Annotated in this window: 14 protein-coding genes, 1 tRNA gene and 1 other RNA gene; 6 read left to right on the forward strand and 10 right to left on the reverse strand. The window is 43.8% G+C overall.

The window, feature by feature from the left end:
- Nucleotides 1–96: 96 nt before the first annotated feature.
- From ACHUFI_RS05790 to ACHUFI_RS05805, 4 genes are all read right to left on the reverse strand, one after another.
- Nucleotides 97–948, reverse strand: coding sequence for a hypothetical protein (locus ACHUFI_RS05790; RefSeq protein ID WP_394247397.1), 852 nt, complete (start codon nt 946–948; stop codon nt 97–99).
- A gap of 603 nt (nt 949–1,551) precedes the next feature.
- Nucleotides 1,552–1,648, reverse strand: an RNA gene (gene ffs, locus ACHUFI_RS05795) — signal recognition particle sRNA small type.
- Nucleotides 1,649–1,801: 153 nt separating this feature from the next.
- Nucleotides 1,802–3,853, reverse strand: coding sequence for a GGDEF domain-containing protein (locus ACHUFI_RS05800; protein ID WP_394247398.1), 2,052 nt, complete (start codon nt 3,851–3,853; stop codon nt 1,802–1,804).
- Nucleotides 3,854–3,912: 59 nt separating this feature from the next.
- Entirely contained in the window at nt 3,913–4,653 is a 741-nt protein-coding gene (locus ACHUFI_RS05805; RefSeq protein WP_394247399.1) for a VP0952 family biofilm-associated protein, read from the reverse strand.
- Nucleotides 4,654–4,704: 51 nt separating this feature from the next.
- On the opposite strand from ACHUFI_RS05805, the gene ACHUFI_RS05810 reads away from it, so the two are divergent.
- Nucleotides 4,705–5,007, forward strand: a complete 303-nt coding sequence (locus ACHUFI_RS05810) for an MGMT family protein (RefSeq protein ID WP_394247400.1) — start codon at nt 4,705–4,707, stop codon at nt 5,005–5,007.
- Between the two features lie 59 nt (nt 5,008–5,066).
- Here the strand turns inward: ACHUFI_RS05810 and ACHUFI_RS05815 are convergent, their stop codons facing one another.
- Nucleotides 5,067–5,501, reverse strand: a complete 435-nt coding sequence (locus ACHUFI_RS05815; protein ID WP_394247401.1) for a YbaY family lipoprotein — start codon at nt 5,499–5,501, stop codon at nt 5,067–5,069.
- Nucleotides 5,502–5,665: 164 nt separating this feature from the next.
- On the opposite strand from ACHUFI_RS05815, the gene tesB reads away from it, so the two are divergent.
- The gene (gene tesB / locus ACHUFI_RS05820; protein ID WP_394247402.1) at nt 5,666–6,526 is read left to right on the forward strand and encodes an acyl-CoA thioesterase II; all 861 of its coding nucleotides are present in this window, start codon (nt 5,666–5,668) and stop codon (nt 6,524–6,526) included.
- A gap of 70 nt (nt 6,527–6,596) precedes the next feature.
- Here the strand turns inward: tesB and ACHUFI_RS05825 are convergent, their stop codons facing one another.
- Together ACHUFI_RS05825 and ACHUFI_RS05830 are read right to left on the reverse strand one after the other, a co-directional pair.
- Nucleotides 6,597–7,271: a hypothetical protein gene (locus ACHUFI_RS05825; RefSeq protein WP_394247403.1), complete on the reverse strand. Its 675-nt coding sequence runs from the start codon at nt 7,269–7,271 to the stop codon at nt 6,597–6,599.
- 18 nt (nt 7,272–7,289) lie between these two features.
- Entirely contained in the window at nt 7,290–7,745 is a 456-nt protein-coding gene (locus ACHUFI_RS05830) for an Lrp/AsnC family transcriptional regulator (RefSeq protein WP_394247404.1), read from the reverse strand.
- A gap of 151 nt (nt 7,746–7,896) precedes the next feature.
- Between ACHUFI_RS05830 and ACHUFI_RS05835 the strand changes: the two genes are divergently transcribed.
- The 3 genes from ACHUFI_RS05835 (at nt 7,897) to ACHUFI_RS05845 (ending at nt 12,069) form a co-directional block, all read left to right on the forward strand.
- A complete protein-coding gene (locus ACHUFI_RS05835) occupies nt 7,897–8,967 on the forward strand; it encodes a PLP-dependent cysteine synthase family protein (RefSeq protein WP_394247405.1) in 1,071 nt (356 codons plus the stop codon).
- 191 nt (nt 8,968–9,158) lie between these two features.
- Complete coding sequence (locus ACHUFI_RS05840; protein WP_394247406.1) at nt 9,159–10,133, forward strand: substrate-binding domain-containing protein; 975 nt, start codon at nt 9,159–9,161, stop codon at nt 10,131–10,133.
- Between the two features lie 85 nt (nt 10,134–10,218).
- On the forward strand, nt 10,219–12,069 hold the full coding sequence (locus tag ACHUFI_RS05845; RefSeq protein WP_394247407.1) for a sensor histidine kinase: 1,851 nt from the start codon (nt 10,219–10,221) through the stop codon (nt 12,067–12,069).
- 115 nt (nt 12,070–12,184) lie between these two features.
- Here ACHUFI_RS05845 and ACHUFI_RS05850 read toward each other — a convergent pair whose 3' ends face one another.
- From ACHUFI_RS05850 to ACHUFI_RS05860, 3 genes are all read right to left on the reverse strand, one after another.
- Nucleotides 12,185–12,505: a DUF1244 domain-containing protein gene (locus tag ACHUFI_RS05850; RefSeq protein ID WP_394247408.1), complete on the reverse strand. Its 321-nt coding sequence runs from the start codon at nt 12,503–12,505 to the stop codon at nt 12,185–12,187.
- Nucleotides 12,506–12,620: 115 nt separating this feature from the next.
- The gene (gene vexH, locus ACHUFI_RS05855) at nt 12,621–15,734 is read right to left on the reverse strand and encodes a vibriobactin export RND transporter permease subunit VexH (protein WP_394247409.1); all 3,114 of its coding nucleotides are present in this window, start codon (nt 15,732–15,734) and stop codon (nt 12,621–12,623) included.
- Entirely contained in the window at nt 15,734–16,807 is a 1,074-nt protein-coding gene (locus ACHUFI_RS05860) for an efflux RND transporter periplasmic adaptor subunit (protein WP_394247410.1), read from the reverse strand. Before ACHUFI_RS05860 ends, vexH begins: the two co-directional genes overlap by 1 nt.
- Before the next feature lie 322 nt (nt 16,808–17,129).
- On the opposite strand from ACHUFI_RS05860, the gene ACHUFI_RS05865 reads away from it, so the two are divergent.
- A tRNA-Tyr gene (locus ACHUFI_RS05865) sits at nt 17,130–17,214 on the forward strand.
- Nucleotides 17,215–17,363 lie beyond the last annotated feature (149 nt).

Below are 17,363 nucleotides of genomic sequence, written 5' to 3' on the forward strand. Positions count from 1 at the left end.
AGGGAGATAACCATTGGTCACTCTTCCTAAAAACAAGCTTTCTAGCTCAAAAGACAGTTTTACTAACGATAAATAATTAAGAACAGTTTCCAAAAACTAAAGTGCAATCACCACACCAGCAGAGAAAGTTGTATCTTCAATATCGGAGTTGTCAGCAGCAACTTTTACATAAGGTTGAACTTCACCAGAAGCTACGTAAGTTGCTTTAAGCGCAGAAGTAGACCATTCGCTATCAACTTCTTCGCCATCCACATAAATGCCATCAGCTAGCTGAGAATAAGCATCAAGGTCATAAGAAACCACTACCGCGCTCGCGATGTTGTAATCAATCCCTAAATTGGCTTTGATCACTTGAGATTCATTGTTACCGTTAACCGTGACACCAAGAACATGTGGGTCAATACCGATGTCCGGCAAGACATGGCCTTCAGGAGGTGGAGCAGGAAGAATAACCTCACTATCAGAATTGTTTGCGAGCGGAACTGGTTCCGGGTCAATACCAATATCCGGTAATGTATGTGGATCAATACCGTTGTCAGGTAAAGTATTACCATCCGAATTACCTCCCGAAGTCGGCTTCCAGTAATCAGCGCCTACCAAATCTAAACCGTGGTGATACTCCACACCACCCGACAAGGTTAGAGAAGGGCTAACCGAGAATGCTGTCGACGCCTTAATTCGTACTTCATCCGAACCGCCATAGCCACCTTCAACATAAGAAGCACCTAGGTCTACGTTTTCATTAACGCTGTAATCATAACCAAGTTCGACAAAGCTATCGTTCGTCACTTCACCAGTAACGGAATGCTTACCTTCCTCTCCAAAGTTGTAATCAGCATAAATACCAATTACATCATTCTCATCACCATATACTTCAATGGAAGTTGCGTTTGCGTGAGACGCTAATGCGATTAGAACAGAAGCGCTTATAAAACTAATTTTCTTCATTTTTTAACCCTAAGGTGCATTTTAAAATGGACAATAATTTGAATGCTCACTCCCTAAATGAGCGAAACAAACGATACCCACCACCGTTACTGGCAACAACGTAAAGCACCTTATTTAGGTTTTTTGACTGTAAACACCTCTTTTATTTATCTCGCTTTCTAATAATTTATATAAATATCAATTAAGACTCACAAGGCCATGACATTGACACAAGACCTTAACATTAGGCGTCAATTTCAATCTAAAAACTGCGAGTTAGATTAGTTTGTTCACCTGATGTCATTCATGGAATTGGTGGGGGGGGACTGTGGATAACTTTGCTTAGGGCTAGTGACTGCTCAACTGGATAAAAGCAGCTGAAACAATAAAAGGCAGAAAATATTGACGAACTATTTGATAGGAAATAAATCAAGCGTGCCAATGACGCAAAACATCTGGGTGAAAGAAGATAGTCAGCCCAAATAGATAGTTAGGAATATGAGGAAGAATGGTGGGGGCTTGCTAGCCACATTCAAAATGTTTGCCCACGCAAATAACGCACTAAATACTAATCGTTCAGATAGCAAAAAGCCGCTTATGATAAGCGGCTTTTTTAATGGGCGGAGACCCCAGCCACATCCCGGCACACACGTCGCCTGCTGCGGCTGCTCCCTTCCGGGCCTGACCGAGTTCACAAGTTAGTGTTGCGGGAGGACCAGGGCCTCCATAGATTCTGTTTCTGAGAGGCTTGCCTCAAAGAGTGAAAGGATTATCAAGCATACCTTATGGGATTGCAAGGGCTGACGCGGCGTATTCAGATCTTTTTTGTTTAAACGTTGATTATTCAAACAATCTGTTTAGTGAACCACCAGCATCAGGCCGATTTGCTGCGTTCCTCTACTTCATCACGATTAATTACCGCAATGCAGTTCCCTGATTCATCAACAAAAGTACACATTCGTCCTATGTCTTTCTTAGACTGATACATTGCATAATCCGTATTAGAAAGTACATCTCGCAAGTTTCTTTCTGATTTACGTTCCGTGGATATACCAACGGAAACCGTGATATTAAGGTAAAGCTGATGGTCATCGCTCATAAAAGTAAACTCACTAAGCTTTTCTGCAATATGTTCAAGCTCAGTTCTTTTCACTTCACCAATCAATACAAACTCATCTCCCCCAATTCGATAGCTTCTGCCTCGCCACAAAGAACTAATCTTATTGGAAAATTGCTGTAGTACCAGATCCCCGACCTCATGCCCATAAGTATCATTGATTTGCTTAAAGTGGTTAATGTCTAGTGAAACCACCGTATGCCATGGCTTTATTTTTCTTCGGTATTTTTGATGTAAGCTGCGTCGGTTCCTTAACCGAGTCAAACTATCAGTCCTTGATTGACTGTGTAAATACATCGCCACAACCACCAAGAAACCAAGCACTAACATAAAAATGCTTTGAATTCTTTTGGCAAACTTCTGCTCAGCTTGTAACGTTTCTCTCCAATCAGGAAACTGAACATAGCGATGGTTAATACTCTCGGTATCAATCATCTGCAGCGCTCTTTCAAACAAAGGGGCTAAGATGGCACCACGTTCATTTTTAGCGATACCAATTGAAATCGCCGTCTCGTGAATTGAGCCAATCGCATAGTCTTGAGTAATCTGTAACAAACCCTGATTAGTGAATATATGACTGAGCCCTGCCTTCCCTGCAGGGAAATAATCAATCTCATGATTCAATAAGCTCGTAATCATCTGTTGTCTGTTATCAAAATAAACCAGGGTTTTATTTGGTAACAACTGGCTCAATAGCTCATCAAAGAAGTCATCTTTAACGACACCTATCCTTTCTGAAATTAACTCTGAGATATTTTTGTAGACGTTATCCTTGTAGCCGCTTCGTTTCACTAAAATGGACTCAGACACAAAATGAGGGGAAGTAAAGTAAGCAATCGACTTTCTAGGTTCAGACATCACAATAGGGGCGATAAGATCGACATCTTGCGCTACAAATTCGTGGAACATGCTTTCCCATGTCTCGTGAGCGGTACTTGCGAGTTGGCAATTAAGCGTGAGTAATTCACAAGCCTCAAAAACCGTGTCCGCGGTTAGCCCGTTAGGTTTTCCATCCGCATTATATTGAGCAAAAGGGAAAACGCTCTCAATCTTAATCGTGACCGGTGTTTCAAAAGAAATACCACTCTGTTTCGCTGATTTCCTAAGTGCATCTCGTCTGAGATCATATTGATACTGACTGACGGTTTCTCGAAGAAGCTTCTGCACATTTTCGGTATGAACAAAGACGGTAAACTCTTTTAACTGCTCGGAATGCTCCCCTTTCGGTGAGACGATCGAGACAGGCTTAATCGCAATCTCATCATTGAGCAGTTGTGAACTAAAGCCTGCCATCAACATTGGTTTCAATTGATTAATGGCATCGACAACACCGTCAACTTTCTTCGAGCTTAAAAGCTGCTTTGCTTCATCGTGTCCTTGGTACTCAATCAAAAGCATTTCCGGATACAACGCTTGGATCAGTTCACCATAGATCGTGTTTTTAGGGACACCTATGGTACCCACCTGATCCAAATGACTGCCTGAATAACTATAAAGAAATGTATATTCAATGTTGGTTGGGTGGGAATAGTCAAAGCGCTTCTCACGCTCTTTGGTGTGAGTGACGTTTGCAGCAAAATCGCTCTTGCCAAGCTCAACGGATTTCAGGATCGCATCGAAGCTATCGTATTCCTGATAAATGATTTCGACATTAAACTCTTTAGAAATTGAATCGAATAAAACTCGAGTAACAATATCATCCGCTTCTGTCGCTACAATATAGGACGTATTTTTTGCACTTACAGCCAATGACAAGCCGCACAATAAAATCGTGACAGCAAGCCATGTCAGCCTAACTAATTGACGCAAGGTAGTTCTCTTTATTTGTTGAGCAACGAACAAGTGCCTGATATCTAGGCACGTTATCTTTAATTAGTATTTTGTTCGTCTTCAGTTCTAATGATGTAGTCTGTCATCCATGCTGTTCCAAGCAAGCATAACCACACCACAAATACAGGGCTAGGTACTTCAATACTTGGTGTTACGACCAAGGCTGCAAAAGCGACCGTGGGTAAAGTCCAGCAAAGGAGTTTGTTCCAGCGAAACGTTTTCAATTTAGTTAACGCTTCCATAGACGCCATTATGCCAGTAATACTCAATGCTATAAGGGCTGCATATGGCAAGTCTGCGATCCATAACGGTAAGATCAGGCCTAAAGACCACCAGCTGTGCCGACTAACCGGTTTTAAATGATTCGCCGACCACCAAATTACACATATTGCTAATGTTTGTAGAATCGTTACCCACGGCGTACCGGCCAACTTCCCAGCCGATTGGGTCACCATGATCCCCACTTGTAAAGTCATCACAATGAGACCTGCGGTGAGCAGTACACCGATACTGCTACGCCGTGAAAAAACGACCATTAGGAGTGGAAACAGTACCCAAGCGCTGACAGATAGGGTAATGGGTTGCAACGGCAAGGTGAGTCCATAGACGGTCATCGCTGCTAACAACGATAACCCTGCGATTCCCCCTTGAGGAAGTATCCATAATGCGGGGATGACTAAAGCCAGCACTGGGATATCCCCTTCACTTAAACTTATAGCCCGAGCACAAACTACTGCTAAGAGAGTTGTGATTAAAAACTGAAATGTTGAAAATACCATAGCTCTCTCCTTCTACCATTCCGTGGCACTTTTGAACTAGGACGATTTAGTATGGACCAATTTCTATCGCAAATCTTTGCTGTAATTCACCAAATTCCATATGGAAAAGTCTCAACTTATGGAGATATCGCACGTTTTTCAGGTTTCCCTGGCTACGCAAGACATGTAGGAAGAGCATTAGGTAACTTGCCAGAGGGAAGTAAACTGCCTTGGCATCGAGTCATCAACAGTAAAGGAGAGATCTCTTTGAAGGGGGAGTCTTTTGAACGCCAAAAGCGGCTATTAGAAGCCGAAGAGGTCGATGTTTCAGAAGTAGGAAAAATAAAGCTGAGAATATACAAATGGCAGCCATAACGCTGCCATTTTAATCAATTCGACATGTTAATAATATCTGTACTCGACAGACTTATTGATTAACGAACGCCAACTAAACGTAAGTCGACAACATTGGTCTTGTTCCCATCTGTCACAACAGGAGCAATGGTGTCCGTCGTGAAGCGTAAACGCCCATCAATCTCTATCTTCGCTCTTACATTGTAACGATGGTTGTCGTGTATTTTACGAGGGTCATAAGACAGTTCAAATGGCAGTGGTACTTGCTGACCGTTTGGCATAAAGCGATGCTTCGCGATGACTTTTGCAGGTGCATCTGCGAGAGAGATATCTTCTAGTATTATTGTCACTACAGCGTCTTCAGGCAGAGCAATTCGCTCTCTGTAGCTAACCGTACCGCTAATCGTTTCAGCCGTGCTAATTTGAAGTTGCGGTTGTGGATCCGCCGACTGACAGCCAACCAGTGCAACACTACCCATAACAGCAGCCATCATTAAAAACAGTACCTTTTTCATAAAGTCTCTCTCATAAAATGTAATGGAGTCATATAATTAAACTTGGCTAAGTATAAGAGCGCTTTATTAATCTGTCTTGAATCCCTATGATTTATTGACAGATATTTGACTAAGTTAGAAAAACAACAATTTAATCTATGTATTTATTATGAGGGTTTCTGGCTATGAGTAAGCCACTACAAGAACTATTAAGTTTACTTCAACTAGAAAAGCTTGAAGAAGGCCTCTTCCGAGGACAAAGCGAAAACCTTGGTTTACCACAAGTCTACGGTGGCCAAGTTTTAGGACAAGCATTGTCTGCCGCTAGATACACAGTAGAAGATGAACGCAGCGTTCACTCGTTCCATAGTTACTTTTTGTACCCGGGAGATCCGGAAAAACCGATCATTTATGATGTGGAAAATTTACGAGACGGCAAGAGCTTCAGTACTCGCCGGGTAAAAGCCATCCAAAATGGCAGACCAATTTTTTACCTCACTGCCTCTTATCATGGTGATTCTCCAGGTTTCGAACACCAAAACACCATGCCTGATATCCCAGGGCCGGAGAACTTTGCATCCGAAACCGAACTCGCAAGCCATATCGCCGAGTTCTTACCTGAAAAGTTACGCAAAACATTCTGTGGGGAGAAACCCATTGAAATGCGCCCGGTAACCATCGTAAACCCACTAAAACCGAAAAAGACCGAACCTAAACAATACCTTTGGGTGCGAGCAAACGGAGAAATGCCAGACAATCAGCTCATTCACCAATATTTATTGGCCTATGCTTCTGATTGGGGCTTTTTAGTGACGGCATTGCACCCTCATGAAGTCTCTTTGATGACCCCAAATTTCCAAGTGGCAACCATCGATCACTCCATTTGGTTCCACCGTCCATTCAGAATGGATGAGTGGCTGCTCTATGCTATTGAAAGCCCGACAGCCAGTAACACTCGAGGCTTAGTTCGTGGTGAAATATACAATCAAAAAGGTGAACTGGTCGCGACCGCTGTTCAAGAGGGCGTAATGCGATTTACGAAATAGACTTGCCAGCCAAATTAAAGCTAGTACATAAAAAGGCTCTTTTCAGAGCCTTTTTACGTTTATAAGTGCCTTACTCCTGTACCTTTGACTTTATTTCATTTCCGGCATCGCGGAGTAGATTAATTGGCGAAAGCACCACACCTTTTACCGTGCCTTCTACCGCACCTTGTGTCGCCTGTTGAGCCAAAACTTTACTCTTCTCAACAACTTGGTCAGCTTTCGATAAAATAACCGGGATATCTTGTCGTAAAGACTCAGACTCTGTCACAACCATTGGAATCGTGTGTGAGCGATAGGCTTTGCTCTCAACCAGCGCCGGAGGAATAACATCAAGCCTGTAACGCTTGAGCTCAGATAGCGTTGGTGGAATTACTCCTATTCGAACTTTTTCTATTTCATCGAGCACTTCTGGTAGAGTGACCGTTCGAATGCCTTCTACCTCATCAAGAATTCTTGGGATTTTACTATCTACAGAAGCCATCGTGCTGTTTACAGCATCGACCGTCTTACGTACCTCTTCCACTGTGGTGAGCAATTGCGGCGCTAGTGCCTCAACCGTATCAGCAAACAACAACCATTCGTTCACCTGCAAATCGTCTGTAAAAGAACTTAAATCAGTAATCACTTGTGGGTAGGTGTCGACCACCTCTCCCACTTTTGAAGTAAAGCTATGAATACTGTAGCCCAGATAGAAGATAGAGATAGCCAATAGAAATTGCACCCCCGTCGAAATTTTCGCAAACATAGAGAGTTCCTTTCTCACTTAGATAGGCAAAGCCGTTGTGTATTTTAATGGTTCCATTGCAAAGGTCGATGTCACATTAGAAATCCCATCAACACTATTGACTAGCCGCTTATAAAACTCATCAAAACACTTCATGTCTTTAACCAGCACTTTCATCATGTAATCGTACTCACCCGCCATTCTGTAAAATTCCATGACTTCAGGGAACTCCGACACTGTATCCACAAATTGTGTATACCACTCATGAGAGTGATCACTGGTTTTTACCAACACAAACGCTGTAAAAGACAGCTCCAACTTTTCAGGGTTAAGTAACGCAACGCGCTTTTCAATCACCCCTGATTCTTCCATGCGTTTCAACCTTTTCCAGCAAGGCGTGGTCGTCAAGTTAACCGCTTCTGCAATATCATTTAAAGACAAGGTGCTATCTTGTTGAAGCAAACTCAGAATTTTTTTATCGGTTGAATCCAGCATTCTTAAAACCAAAGTTAAGTAGAAAATTTTTCTACAATATAAGTAAATTAAAGCAAAATTAGCAAAGCTTTTCTCGTGCTTGGTAGATAAATTATAAGTATATCGACAAAACATGCTGTTCAAATATTCTAATACTGAAATGGAGCTGACTATGTGTACCGACCATCAATGGATAAACAACGCGATTCGTAAAATTGAAGCTGATTTCCAACGTTCAGCCGATACTCACCTCATCAAACTCGACTTACCTAGCATCGAGGGAATAGATGTTTACCTAAAAGATGAAAGCACACACCCGACTGGCTCCCTAAAACATAGATTGGCACGTTCACTTTTCCTTTACGCGATTTGTAATGGGTGGATTGGCCCAGAAACCACTGTGATTGAATCCTCATCGGGCAGCACTGCGGTATCAGAAGCCTATTTCGCTCGTTTAATTGGCTTGCCTTTCATTGCCGTTATGCCAAAGTCGACCGCTCAAACAAAGATTGATCAAATTGAGTTTTATGGCGGTCAGGCGCATTTAGTTGATCGTTCAGATCAGATCTATGCTGAATCCCATCGTTTAGCAAAAGAGCTAAATGGTCATTACATGGATCAATTTACCTTCGCAGAACGAGCAACGGACTGGCGTGGTAACAACAACATCGCTAACTCCATTTTTAGTCAAATGGAAATGGAAGATCACCCAATTCCATCATGGGTGGTAATGAGCCCAGGAACCGGCGGTACATCCGCAACAATTGGTCGCTTTATTCGTTATCAACAACACACGACTCAGCTATGTGTGGTCGACCCGGAAAATTCTGTATTCCATGATTTCTTTAAGACCCGTGATCCTAGTATCACGGGTGAGAACGGCAGCAAAATTGAAGGTATTGGTCGCCCACGAGTAGAGCCGAGCTTTATTCCGGGTGTCATTGATGAAATGCGCAGTATTCCCGATGCCGCAAGTGTAGCGACCGCTCATTGGTTAGAGAAGATACTAGGACGAAAAGTTGGCGCCTCAACTGGCACCAATATGTATGGTGTTTTGCAGCTAGCCAGTGAAATGAAATCACGCGGAGAAACCGGCTCTATCGTCACCTTGCTATGTGATAGTGGCGAACGTTACTTAGACACTTATTTCAACCCTCAATGGGTTCAAGATAACATTGGTGACTTACAAGCGTATGAATCGCTGCTTGAATCCTTTGAAAAAACGGGAATATTACGTGCATAACTGAATGATAATTTCCTATAAAGTGCCCTCTAATCTGAGGGCGCTTTAGCGCGCTTAATTTCTGTTTTATCTCATAACAGACTTCACGTCCGACAAAGTGAAACTCTAAGTTCACCTCACCATCCAGCACTGGCGTATATCAAAGGGCTAACCTAGTATCAAATGAATACTCATTAAGTGAGGAAGATACTGTGGCTTTCAAGCATTTGGTTGTTTCAATCTCTACATTCATTGTGATATTTCTGCTCGGCTGTTCGCCAGAACCCAAAGAGCCCACATCTCTTTCCCCTTCTCCAGAGCCTAGTAAAGCCTCAGATGACCCGGTCAAAATACTGTTGATGACCAAATCTCAAAGTAACCCCTACTACGTAATGATGGAGCAAGGCGCACGTAAAGCAGCCGATGAGCTAGGCATAACACTTATCGCCAAAGGCACTCCCAATGAAACGTATGTCGCGCTTCAAAAGAAAATGCTACTCGGTGCGGTCGACGAGGGGTTTGATGCCATTGTATTTGTGCCTTCTAAAACCACTCAACTTCTGCCGATTTTAAAGAAGGTCCAAGATCAAGGAATGGTGTTGGTCAACTTGGACGACCAAATCAATGCCGAGCAAGCAAACAAAGTGAGCCTTGAACCGATCCCATTTGTCGGCATTAATAATGAAGCTGCGGCACAAGAAATGGCAGAACGCGTACTGGAACACAACCCGGACATGGCTTCTGCCTATATCATTTTAGGTCCTCAATCATCATCGGTATCGCATGCAAGAGCCAACGGCTTTAGAGCCGCGTTACAAAAGCATCAGCGCCAGCTGCTTGGTGAAGAAACCGCAAATTGGCAATACGTAGAAGCTTATGAATTGAGTGAGAGGTTACTTCGCGAATACCCCGACATCGACGCTTTCTTTTGTGCCAACGATGTGATGGCACTCGCCATCACGCAGCAGCTTCAAGACAAAGGTCGAACGGATGTCAAAGTCATTGGTTACGATGCGATCCCAGAAGCCAAATCGCTCGTTCAACAAGGTAAAATGGAAGCAACGCTCGATCAACAATCTTACCAACAAGGTGAAATCGGCGTACACACCGCAGTGAAATTACTCAATGGTGAAACCGTCGATGCAGAAAGTTGGGTATCCCCTGAACTGATCATTAATCGCGATTAGTCATTCAATGAGCTTCTTCACTAAATGGTTTAACAGCCTTAATGGACGGCTAATTTTTTTCTGGTTGGTAGGCAGCTTGGTACCTGTGACTCTACTTGGTGGAACGACCGCGTTTATTAGTGGCTATTATGTTCAAGAACAAGCCACGCGCTTTGCCAGAGATCTTGTCCAAGAGAAAGCTCAATCGGTCATCAACCTGCAAAAGCCCGTCGTTTCTGTCAGTCATCATATTGCTTCTGATTCCAATATGCTTGATGCCTTGTTTGAGAGTTCATTCCATTCCCCCATCAACGAAATCAGAGTCAACGCGCTGATTGAAGGTAATCTCGCACACTATTTTAGTTTGGATGGATTAACTGCCATTTCTCTTGTTCTCAATGATGGCCGTAGTTATTCGTTAAGTATCGAGATAGAGTTCAACAGCATCAACCCCACTCTCTTTCAAGCCCAAGTCGACCGTTGCCCTAAGCTCTCAGGAAACCAAATTTGCTGGCCGGGCATTCAATCAAACATTAACCAAAGCTCGCGACATACCTTAATCATTCCAGCGATTCGAAAAATCTATCGCCTCAATGAGCAGTCTATGCAAGATGAACATGTAGGCTATATCTATATGGCCTTTTCGCCTCTCGCATACCGTAGAATGTTAGAACAAGAAAGCGATGACAAGATGCCTTTGATCGTCATAGACCAAGCCAATCGAGTAGTATTTAGTGATAACCCAGCAATGGCAGGGTTAGTCGCCGACTCTAGTATCTTGCCCCCTCAAGATGATTCCCCTTACAACGCATCCATAAACGGAGAACCTTACTTTCTTGTAAGCCACAGTTCGAATATCTCAGGGTGGCGCTTTATCGTGATGATCCCGGAAAGACAAATCCTTCAAGGTATGTACCAAACCTTGTCCATCGCAGGCGGCCTCGTGATCCTTTCTTTGATCGTCATCCTATTTGCTTGGTTCAACATGAAACGGCGAGTTCTTTTACCGCTCCAATCGCTCAGCGTTGCCATGCGCAGCAACGAGCCAAGTGTGAGTGAATATCAAGGAAGCTTCGAGCTAAAGGAAATACGAGAGCTGGTCTATTGGTACAACAAATATGTTGAAGTCGTCGAGCACAGAAACCAACAGGCAGTGCAACTGCGTGAGGCATACGAGCACCTCCAACATACTCAAAATCAGCTCATTGAAAGTGAAAAAATGGCGGCTTTAGGTAAGCTTGTTGCTGGCGTCGCCCACGAAATCAATACTCCACTAGGGATAAGCCTTACTTCATTAACTTTTTCTAAAGAACAGCTTAGCAACTTGGAAGGGCTATTTTCCAACAACACCATGACACGTGCTGATTTTGAACAGTTTATAGAAGCGAATAAACAAGGGCTCGATATCTCTTTGAGTAATCTTAATCGAGTTTCCAAGCTTGTAAAAACGTTCAAAACCGTAGCAACCGACCAACATATCGAAGAGCCACAAACCTTCTCTTTCAATGAATACATTGAAAATACCGTGCTTAGCTTACAGCCTAAACTTAAGCAAAAAAACGTGTCGATTGATTGGCAATGTGGAGATGAGATTATGCTACACAATTACCCTGGCGTTTTGTGGCAGGTATTTTCCAACCTAGTCATGAACTCCCTCATCCATGGGTATGCCGAAGCACATTCTGGCACAATCAGTATTGCTGCAAGACTCGATGGCGGTAATGTGCTTATCGTTTATAGAGATGACGGCAGTGGTATGAGCGATGAAGTGAGAGACAATATTTTTCTGCCTTTCTACACCACGAAACGGGATGCAGGTGGTACTGGGCTTGGCATGCATATCGTCTACAACCTCATTACGCAAAAGCTTAACGGCACTATATCGTGTATTAGCGAAACTAACGTCGGTACCGAGTTCACTATTACCCTACCACTTAAAATAGACACCAATGCGTAATGATCTATGGCGAAAAAAGTTCTAGTTAGACATATTCCATGCACACCGTTAATCGTGCAACATTGTAAATAAAAACGCCCTCTTATGAGGGCGCTTTTCTAGTAATCTATGCTTCTTATTTGGCTTTCTGACGGGCCTCAAAAGCTGCTAGCTGTTCTGGTGTCGCTTTTGGTTGATGGTTCTGTTTCCACTCATCGTAAGTCATGCCGTAGACACGCTCGCGAGCGTCATCAATATCCAAATCTAAACCTTGTTGTTCAGCTTCTGCTTTGTACCACTTACTGAAACAGTTACGGCAGAAGCCCGCTAGAATCATCAAATCGATATTTTGCACATCTTTATTAGAATCCAGGTGTGCTAGTAAACGACGAAACGTCGCTGCATCAAGCTTATCTTGTTCTTCTTGAGAAAGGTTTTTGTATTTAAATTCAGCCACTTTACTTTCCTTATTCATTGTTGGTGGTGTCACCATCATTTGTTATTCAGCTGTTATAACAAAAAAAGCCTGCTATTCGCTATTAGCAAACGCAGGCTTTTTCTATTAAATGTTGTTATCCATGAGTGGTTCGGCCTACCGTATCATGTTGAAGCGCTTTGTTTAGCTCTGCTTCTACATGTCCTGGCGCGCGTGTCGAACCTGACACTAATCGGTACATTGCAGGAATAACAAACAAAGTAACCAAAGTCGCAAAACCCATACCAAAGAAGATCACGGTACCCACTGCCACTCGGCTCTCGTAGCCTGCTCCTGTAGAGGTAATCAAAGGAATAGCGCCGGCCAATGTGGTGAATGCGGTCATCATAATCGGACGTAAACGCCTTGCAGATGCATCGATGATCGCTTTCTCAAACTCAATACCACGGTCACGCAATTGGTTGGCAAACTCTACGATCAAAATGCCGTTTTTTGTCACCATGCCGATCAACATGATCATGCCGATTTGACTATATACATTAAGCCCTTGGCTCATTACCACCAGCCCTAAGAAGCCACCAAATACACCCATTGGTACGGTGAACATCACAACTAACGGGTTGATGAAGCTCTCGAACTGAGCCGCAAGCACCAAGTATGCCACAAGCATCGCTAACGCAAACACAATCAAGATACTCGACTGGTTTTCTTTATAATCTTTTGACTCACCCGAGTAACTCACAGATATGTCACCTGGAAGCTGCTCGATGGCTTGCTGGTCAAGAAAATCTAAGGCATCACCAAGTGTATAACCATCTGATAAATTGGCGGTAATCGTCACCGATTTTTGCTTATTGTAGTGCGACAATCGAATCGAAGATGCGACTTCTTCAATTTTGGTCAACGCATCTAATGTCACCAGTTCACCCGATTGAGTACGCATGTAAATCTGACTTAAATCATTAGCGTTGTTAAAGCTATTCTCGTCACCTCTCAAATAAACATCGTATTCTTCACCACGCTCAACAAAGGTCGTTTCCGTTTTGCCGCCTAGCATAATTTCAAGCGTCTCTGAGATTTCAGAAACACTGACTCCAAGCTCCGCCGCACGTTGTTTGTCTACAGTAACCACCAGTTCAGGTGTTTTTTCTGAGTAGTTAATGTTGGCGCCTTCCATAAATGGAGAGTCTTCCGCCGCTTGCTCTAATACTTCGGCCCATTGTTTCAGTTCAGGGTAATCAGAGCCGCCCAACACAAATTGCACGGGTTCACTCGAGCCACCTTTAAAGCCCGGCATGAATGGGAAGACACGAACGTCAGGGATCCCAACAAGCGCTTTCCTCACCTGACCAAGTGCCTGCTGCGCGGTCGCTTCACGTTCATCCCAATCTTCGAGGATCATAATTACGAAACCAGTTTGGTCGCCCGCTTGTCCACCAAATGCAGGGGATTGGATACTAAAGGACTTCAAAAAGCCCTCTCCCAACAATGGCATGAGTCGGTCTTCAACAATATCCATGTTGGCTGACATGCGGTTATAACTTGTCGCATCGGCTCCACGCACAAAGGCAAAGATAACCCCACGGTCTTCTTGAGGCGTCAACTGAGACGGCACCTGTTGCATCAAACCATAGCTACCACCTAAACAAGCGATAATGATGATGGGAGCAGCCCAACGCCAAGATATCGCTCGGCGAAGCAACCCACGGTAACCGCCTTCTAGCTTTGAAAAAACACGCTCAACGAGCTTATTAAAACGATTTGGCTTCACGTTCGCTTTTAAGATCTTGCTTCCTAAAACCGGTGTCAGCGTCAACGCTATCAAAGAAGAAAAAATAACGGACATCGCTAGCAATACCGAAAACTCGGTAAAGAGTAGGCCCACCATTCCGTCCATAAACGAAATCGGCAAGAAAACCATCACAAGTACAAGCGTCGTCGCAACTACAGCAAACCCAACCTCACGGGTTCCCTTATAGGCCGCGAGTAACGGCGACTCGCCTCGCTCAATATGATGGAAAATATTTTCGACCACCACGATGGCATCATCGACCACTAGACCAATCGACAAAATAAGCGCCATTAGGGTGATTAGGTTAATCGAGAAACCAAAGTAGTAAGCCGCAATGAAAGAGGAAATCAAGGAAACCGGAACCGTAACAGCCGGTATCAATGTCGCGCGCGCCTGACCAATAAAGACATACAGCACCAATATCACCAGACCACCGGTAATAAATAGAGTGCTATATACTTCACTAATCGAACGATCGATGAACACTGTGGAGTCATAATCGATTGCTAAGCGAGTACCATCAGGCAGGAACTTTTGAATTTTTTCTACTTCTTCGTGAACGAGTGCAGCAACCTCCAATGGGTTGGCATCTGATTGAGGCACAATACCCATACTCACATTCACGACTCCGTCGCTTTTGAACGTCGAGTTCTCGTTTTCCGCGCCAATGTAAACGTCTGCCACATCTTTGAGATAGATTGGCGTATTATCGCTAGCACGTTTCACGACCAAGTATTCAAAGTCTTCTGCTTCTGCATAAGAGCGCGCGGTACGCACCGACATCACAATCGCATCGTTTCGAACTTCACCGCCAGGGCTTTCAATATTTTCGCTACGTAACGCCGCCGTTATGTCAGACGCGGTAACGCCTCGCCCAGCCATCAATGCAGGTTTAAGCTTTACATACATAACCTTGTAGAGGCCACCGGAGATATCGACAGAACTTACCCCGGAAATAAGGCTAAATCGGTCGACCAGAACGCGCTCCGTGTAATCGGTAAGCTGGGTTCTATCCATCTCCGAAGAACTTAAATTGATATAAACGGACGCTTCACCACTACCATTGTTCTTGTAGACAATTGGATCATCCGCTTCATCAGGCAAAGACCTTTGTGCGCGTGCAACCGCATCTCGAACATCACTGGTACCAGTATTAAGGTCATAACCTAACTCAAAGGTAATGGTGATCCTCGACATACTATTACGCGTAGTCGATTCAATTTCGTCGATGCCACTAATGCCTGATAACTGATCTTCAAGCACTGATGTTATTTGGCTCTCGATGATTGTTGCGGAGGCACCTTCATACCTTGTACTTATCGACACGACAGGGCTTTCAATATCTGGCATTTCTCGAACTGCTAATTTACTAAACGAGACGATGCCAAACACAACCAAAAGCAGGCTTAAAACCAACGCTGCTACTGGTCTCTTTACCGATACATCAGACAACCACATTAGTTAGCACCTTCCGTTTTCGGTTGTTTCTTGCTGCTATTGGCAACTTTTGCATCCAGTTCTTTAACTGCAACACCATTACGCATGTTAACGATACCCTGCACGACAATTTTCTGTCCGACTTCGATGCCTTTTTCAATCACGACTTGGTTATCGATTCTAGCCCCGAGGAATACTTCAGTACGAATGGCTTTATTGTCTTCGCCTACCACATATACGTATCGCTTAGTTCCTGAATACTCTAGGGCCTGTACGGGAATGATAGGCGCTTCAATCGCAGGGAATTTCATGTGAGCGGCCACCAACATGCCCGGTTTCAAGCTGTTGGTGTCATTATTGAAGTGGATTCGAACTCTTAGGTTTAGAGTTTCTTGGTTAATGCGGGAGTCAATACCAACGACAGTACCAGTAAACTCTTTGTCTCCCCATGCACTGGTTTTAGCGGTCACTGTCATGCCATTAGATAACATTGATAGGTAGCGCTCTGGGATTTTAAGATCTAGCTGCATAACAGAAAGGTCATCTAGCGTCACAAGCTCTGTACCAGCGCTAACCATCTTTCCTCGACTGAAATCTATAAAACCAACGGTTCCGGAAAATGGAGCCGTAATATGGAGGTCTTTAAGATCAGCATTGGCCGCATCTAAACGAGCTTTAGCAATATCAACATTGGTTTTCTGAGCGTCAATTTCAGTTTGAGTGATCGCATTACGCTTCACCAGTCGTTCAAACTCAGCCAATTTACGTTGCTCATCCTTTAGATAGGCTTTCGCTTCAGCGACTGAAGCTTTGGCTCTGTCATCGTTCAACTGGACAATCACTTGTCCTTCTTTGACTTTTTGATTGGCTTTAATTGCGATCACATCAACTTTTCCAGCCACCTCTGAGGAAACAACCACAGATTGCTCAGCTTCAAGTTTGCCGATCAAAGAAAGCGACTGATTAACGTGGTGAACATCGACTTGCTCGGTCACAACAGTGACAACACTGGCACCTGGGCGCTTAGCAAAAGCCGCAGGAGAGGCCATAAGAATAGACAAGCTAAGTAACGAGATTATTGTTTTATTTTTCATGCTAAACATCTACTAGTGAAATTGCACATATTCTACCAATTGAGAGACTTCATAACGTCAAGAAGTGTAAATATCAGTAAATGGAATCAATAAGCTACAGCTTAGTCGCTCTAAAAGTATAACGACGAAAAAACCTGGTTAGTAACCATGCAAAATGAACACTTTCTACCATCTTTGTCCAAAAAGGCAGCATCCAACACAAAATCATAAGAAAAACGCTTTACAGCTTTAACGTGTTTGCTATGATGCGCTCCGCACTTGAGAGATGCGTTGGGAAAAACATTTCTTAAGCCTATCCAGCTAGAGATAGGAAAACACCCCTGGAGGGGTTCCCGAGTGGCCAAAGGGAGCAGACTGTAAATCTGCCGGCTCCGCCTTCGATGGTTCGAATCCGTCCCCCTCCACCATATTCTCTCGTAAAGAGAAACCTTGATTGAATTGTTGGGAAAACTTCAATCAAGCCTATTTAAGATAGGAAAACCCCTGGAGGGGTTCCCGAGTGGCCAAAGGGAGCAGACTGTAAATCTGCCGGCTCCGCCTTCGATGGTTCGAATCC

It is taken from the genome of Vibrio profundi, assembly GCF_043642225.1.
Taxonomy (GTDB): Bacteria; Pseudomonadota; Gammaproteobacteria; order Enterobacterales; family Vibrionaceae; genus Vibrio; species Vibrio profundi_A.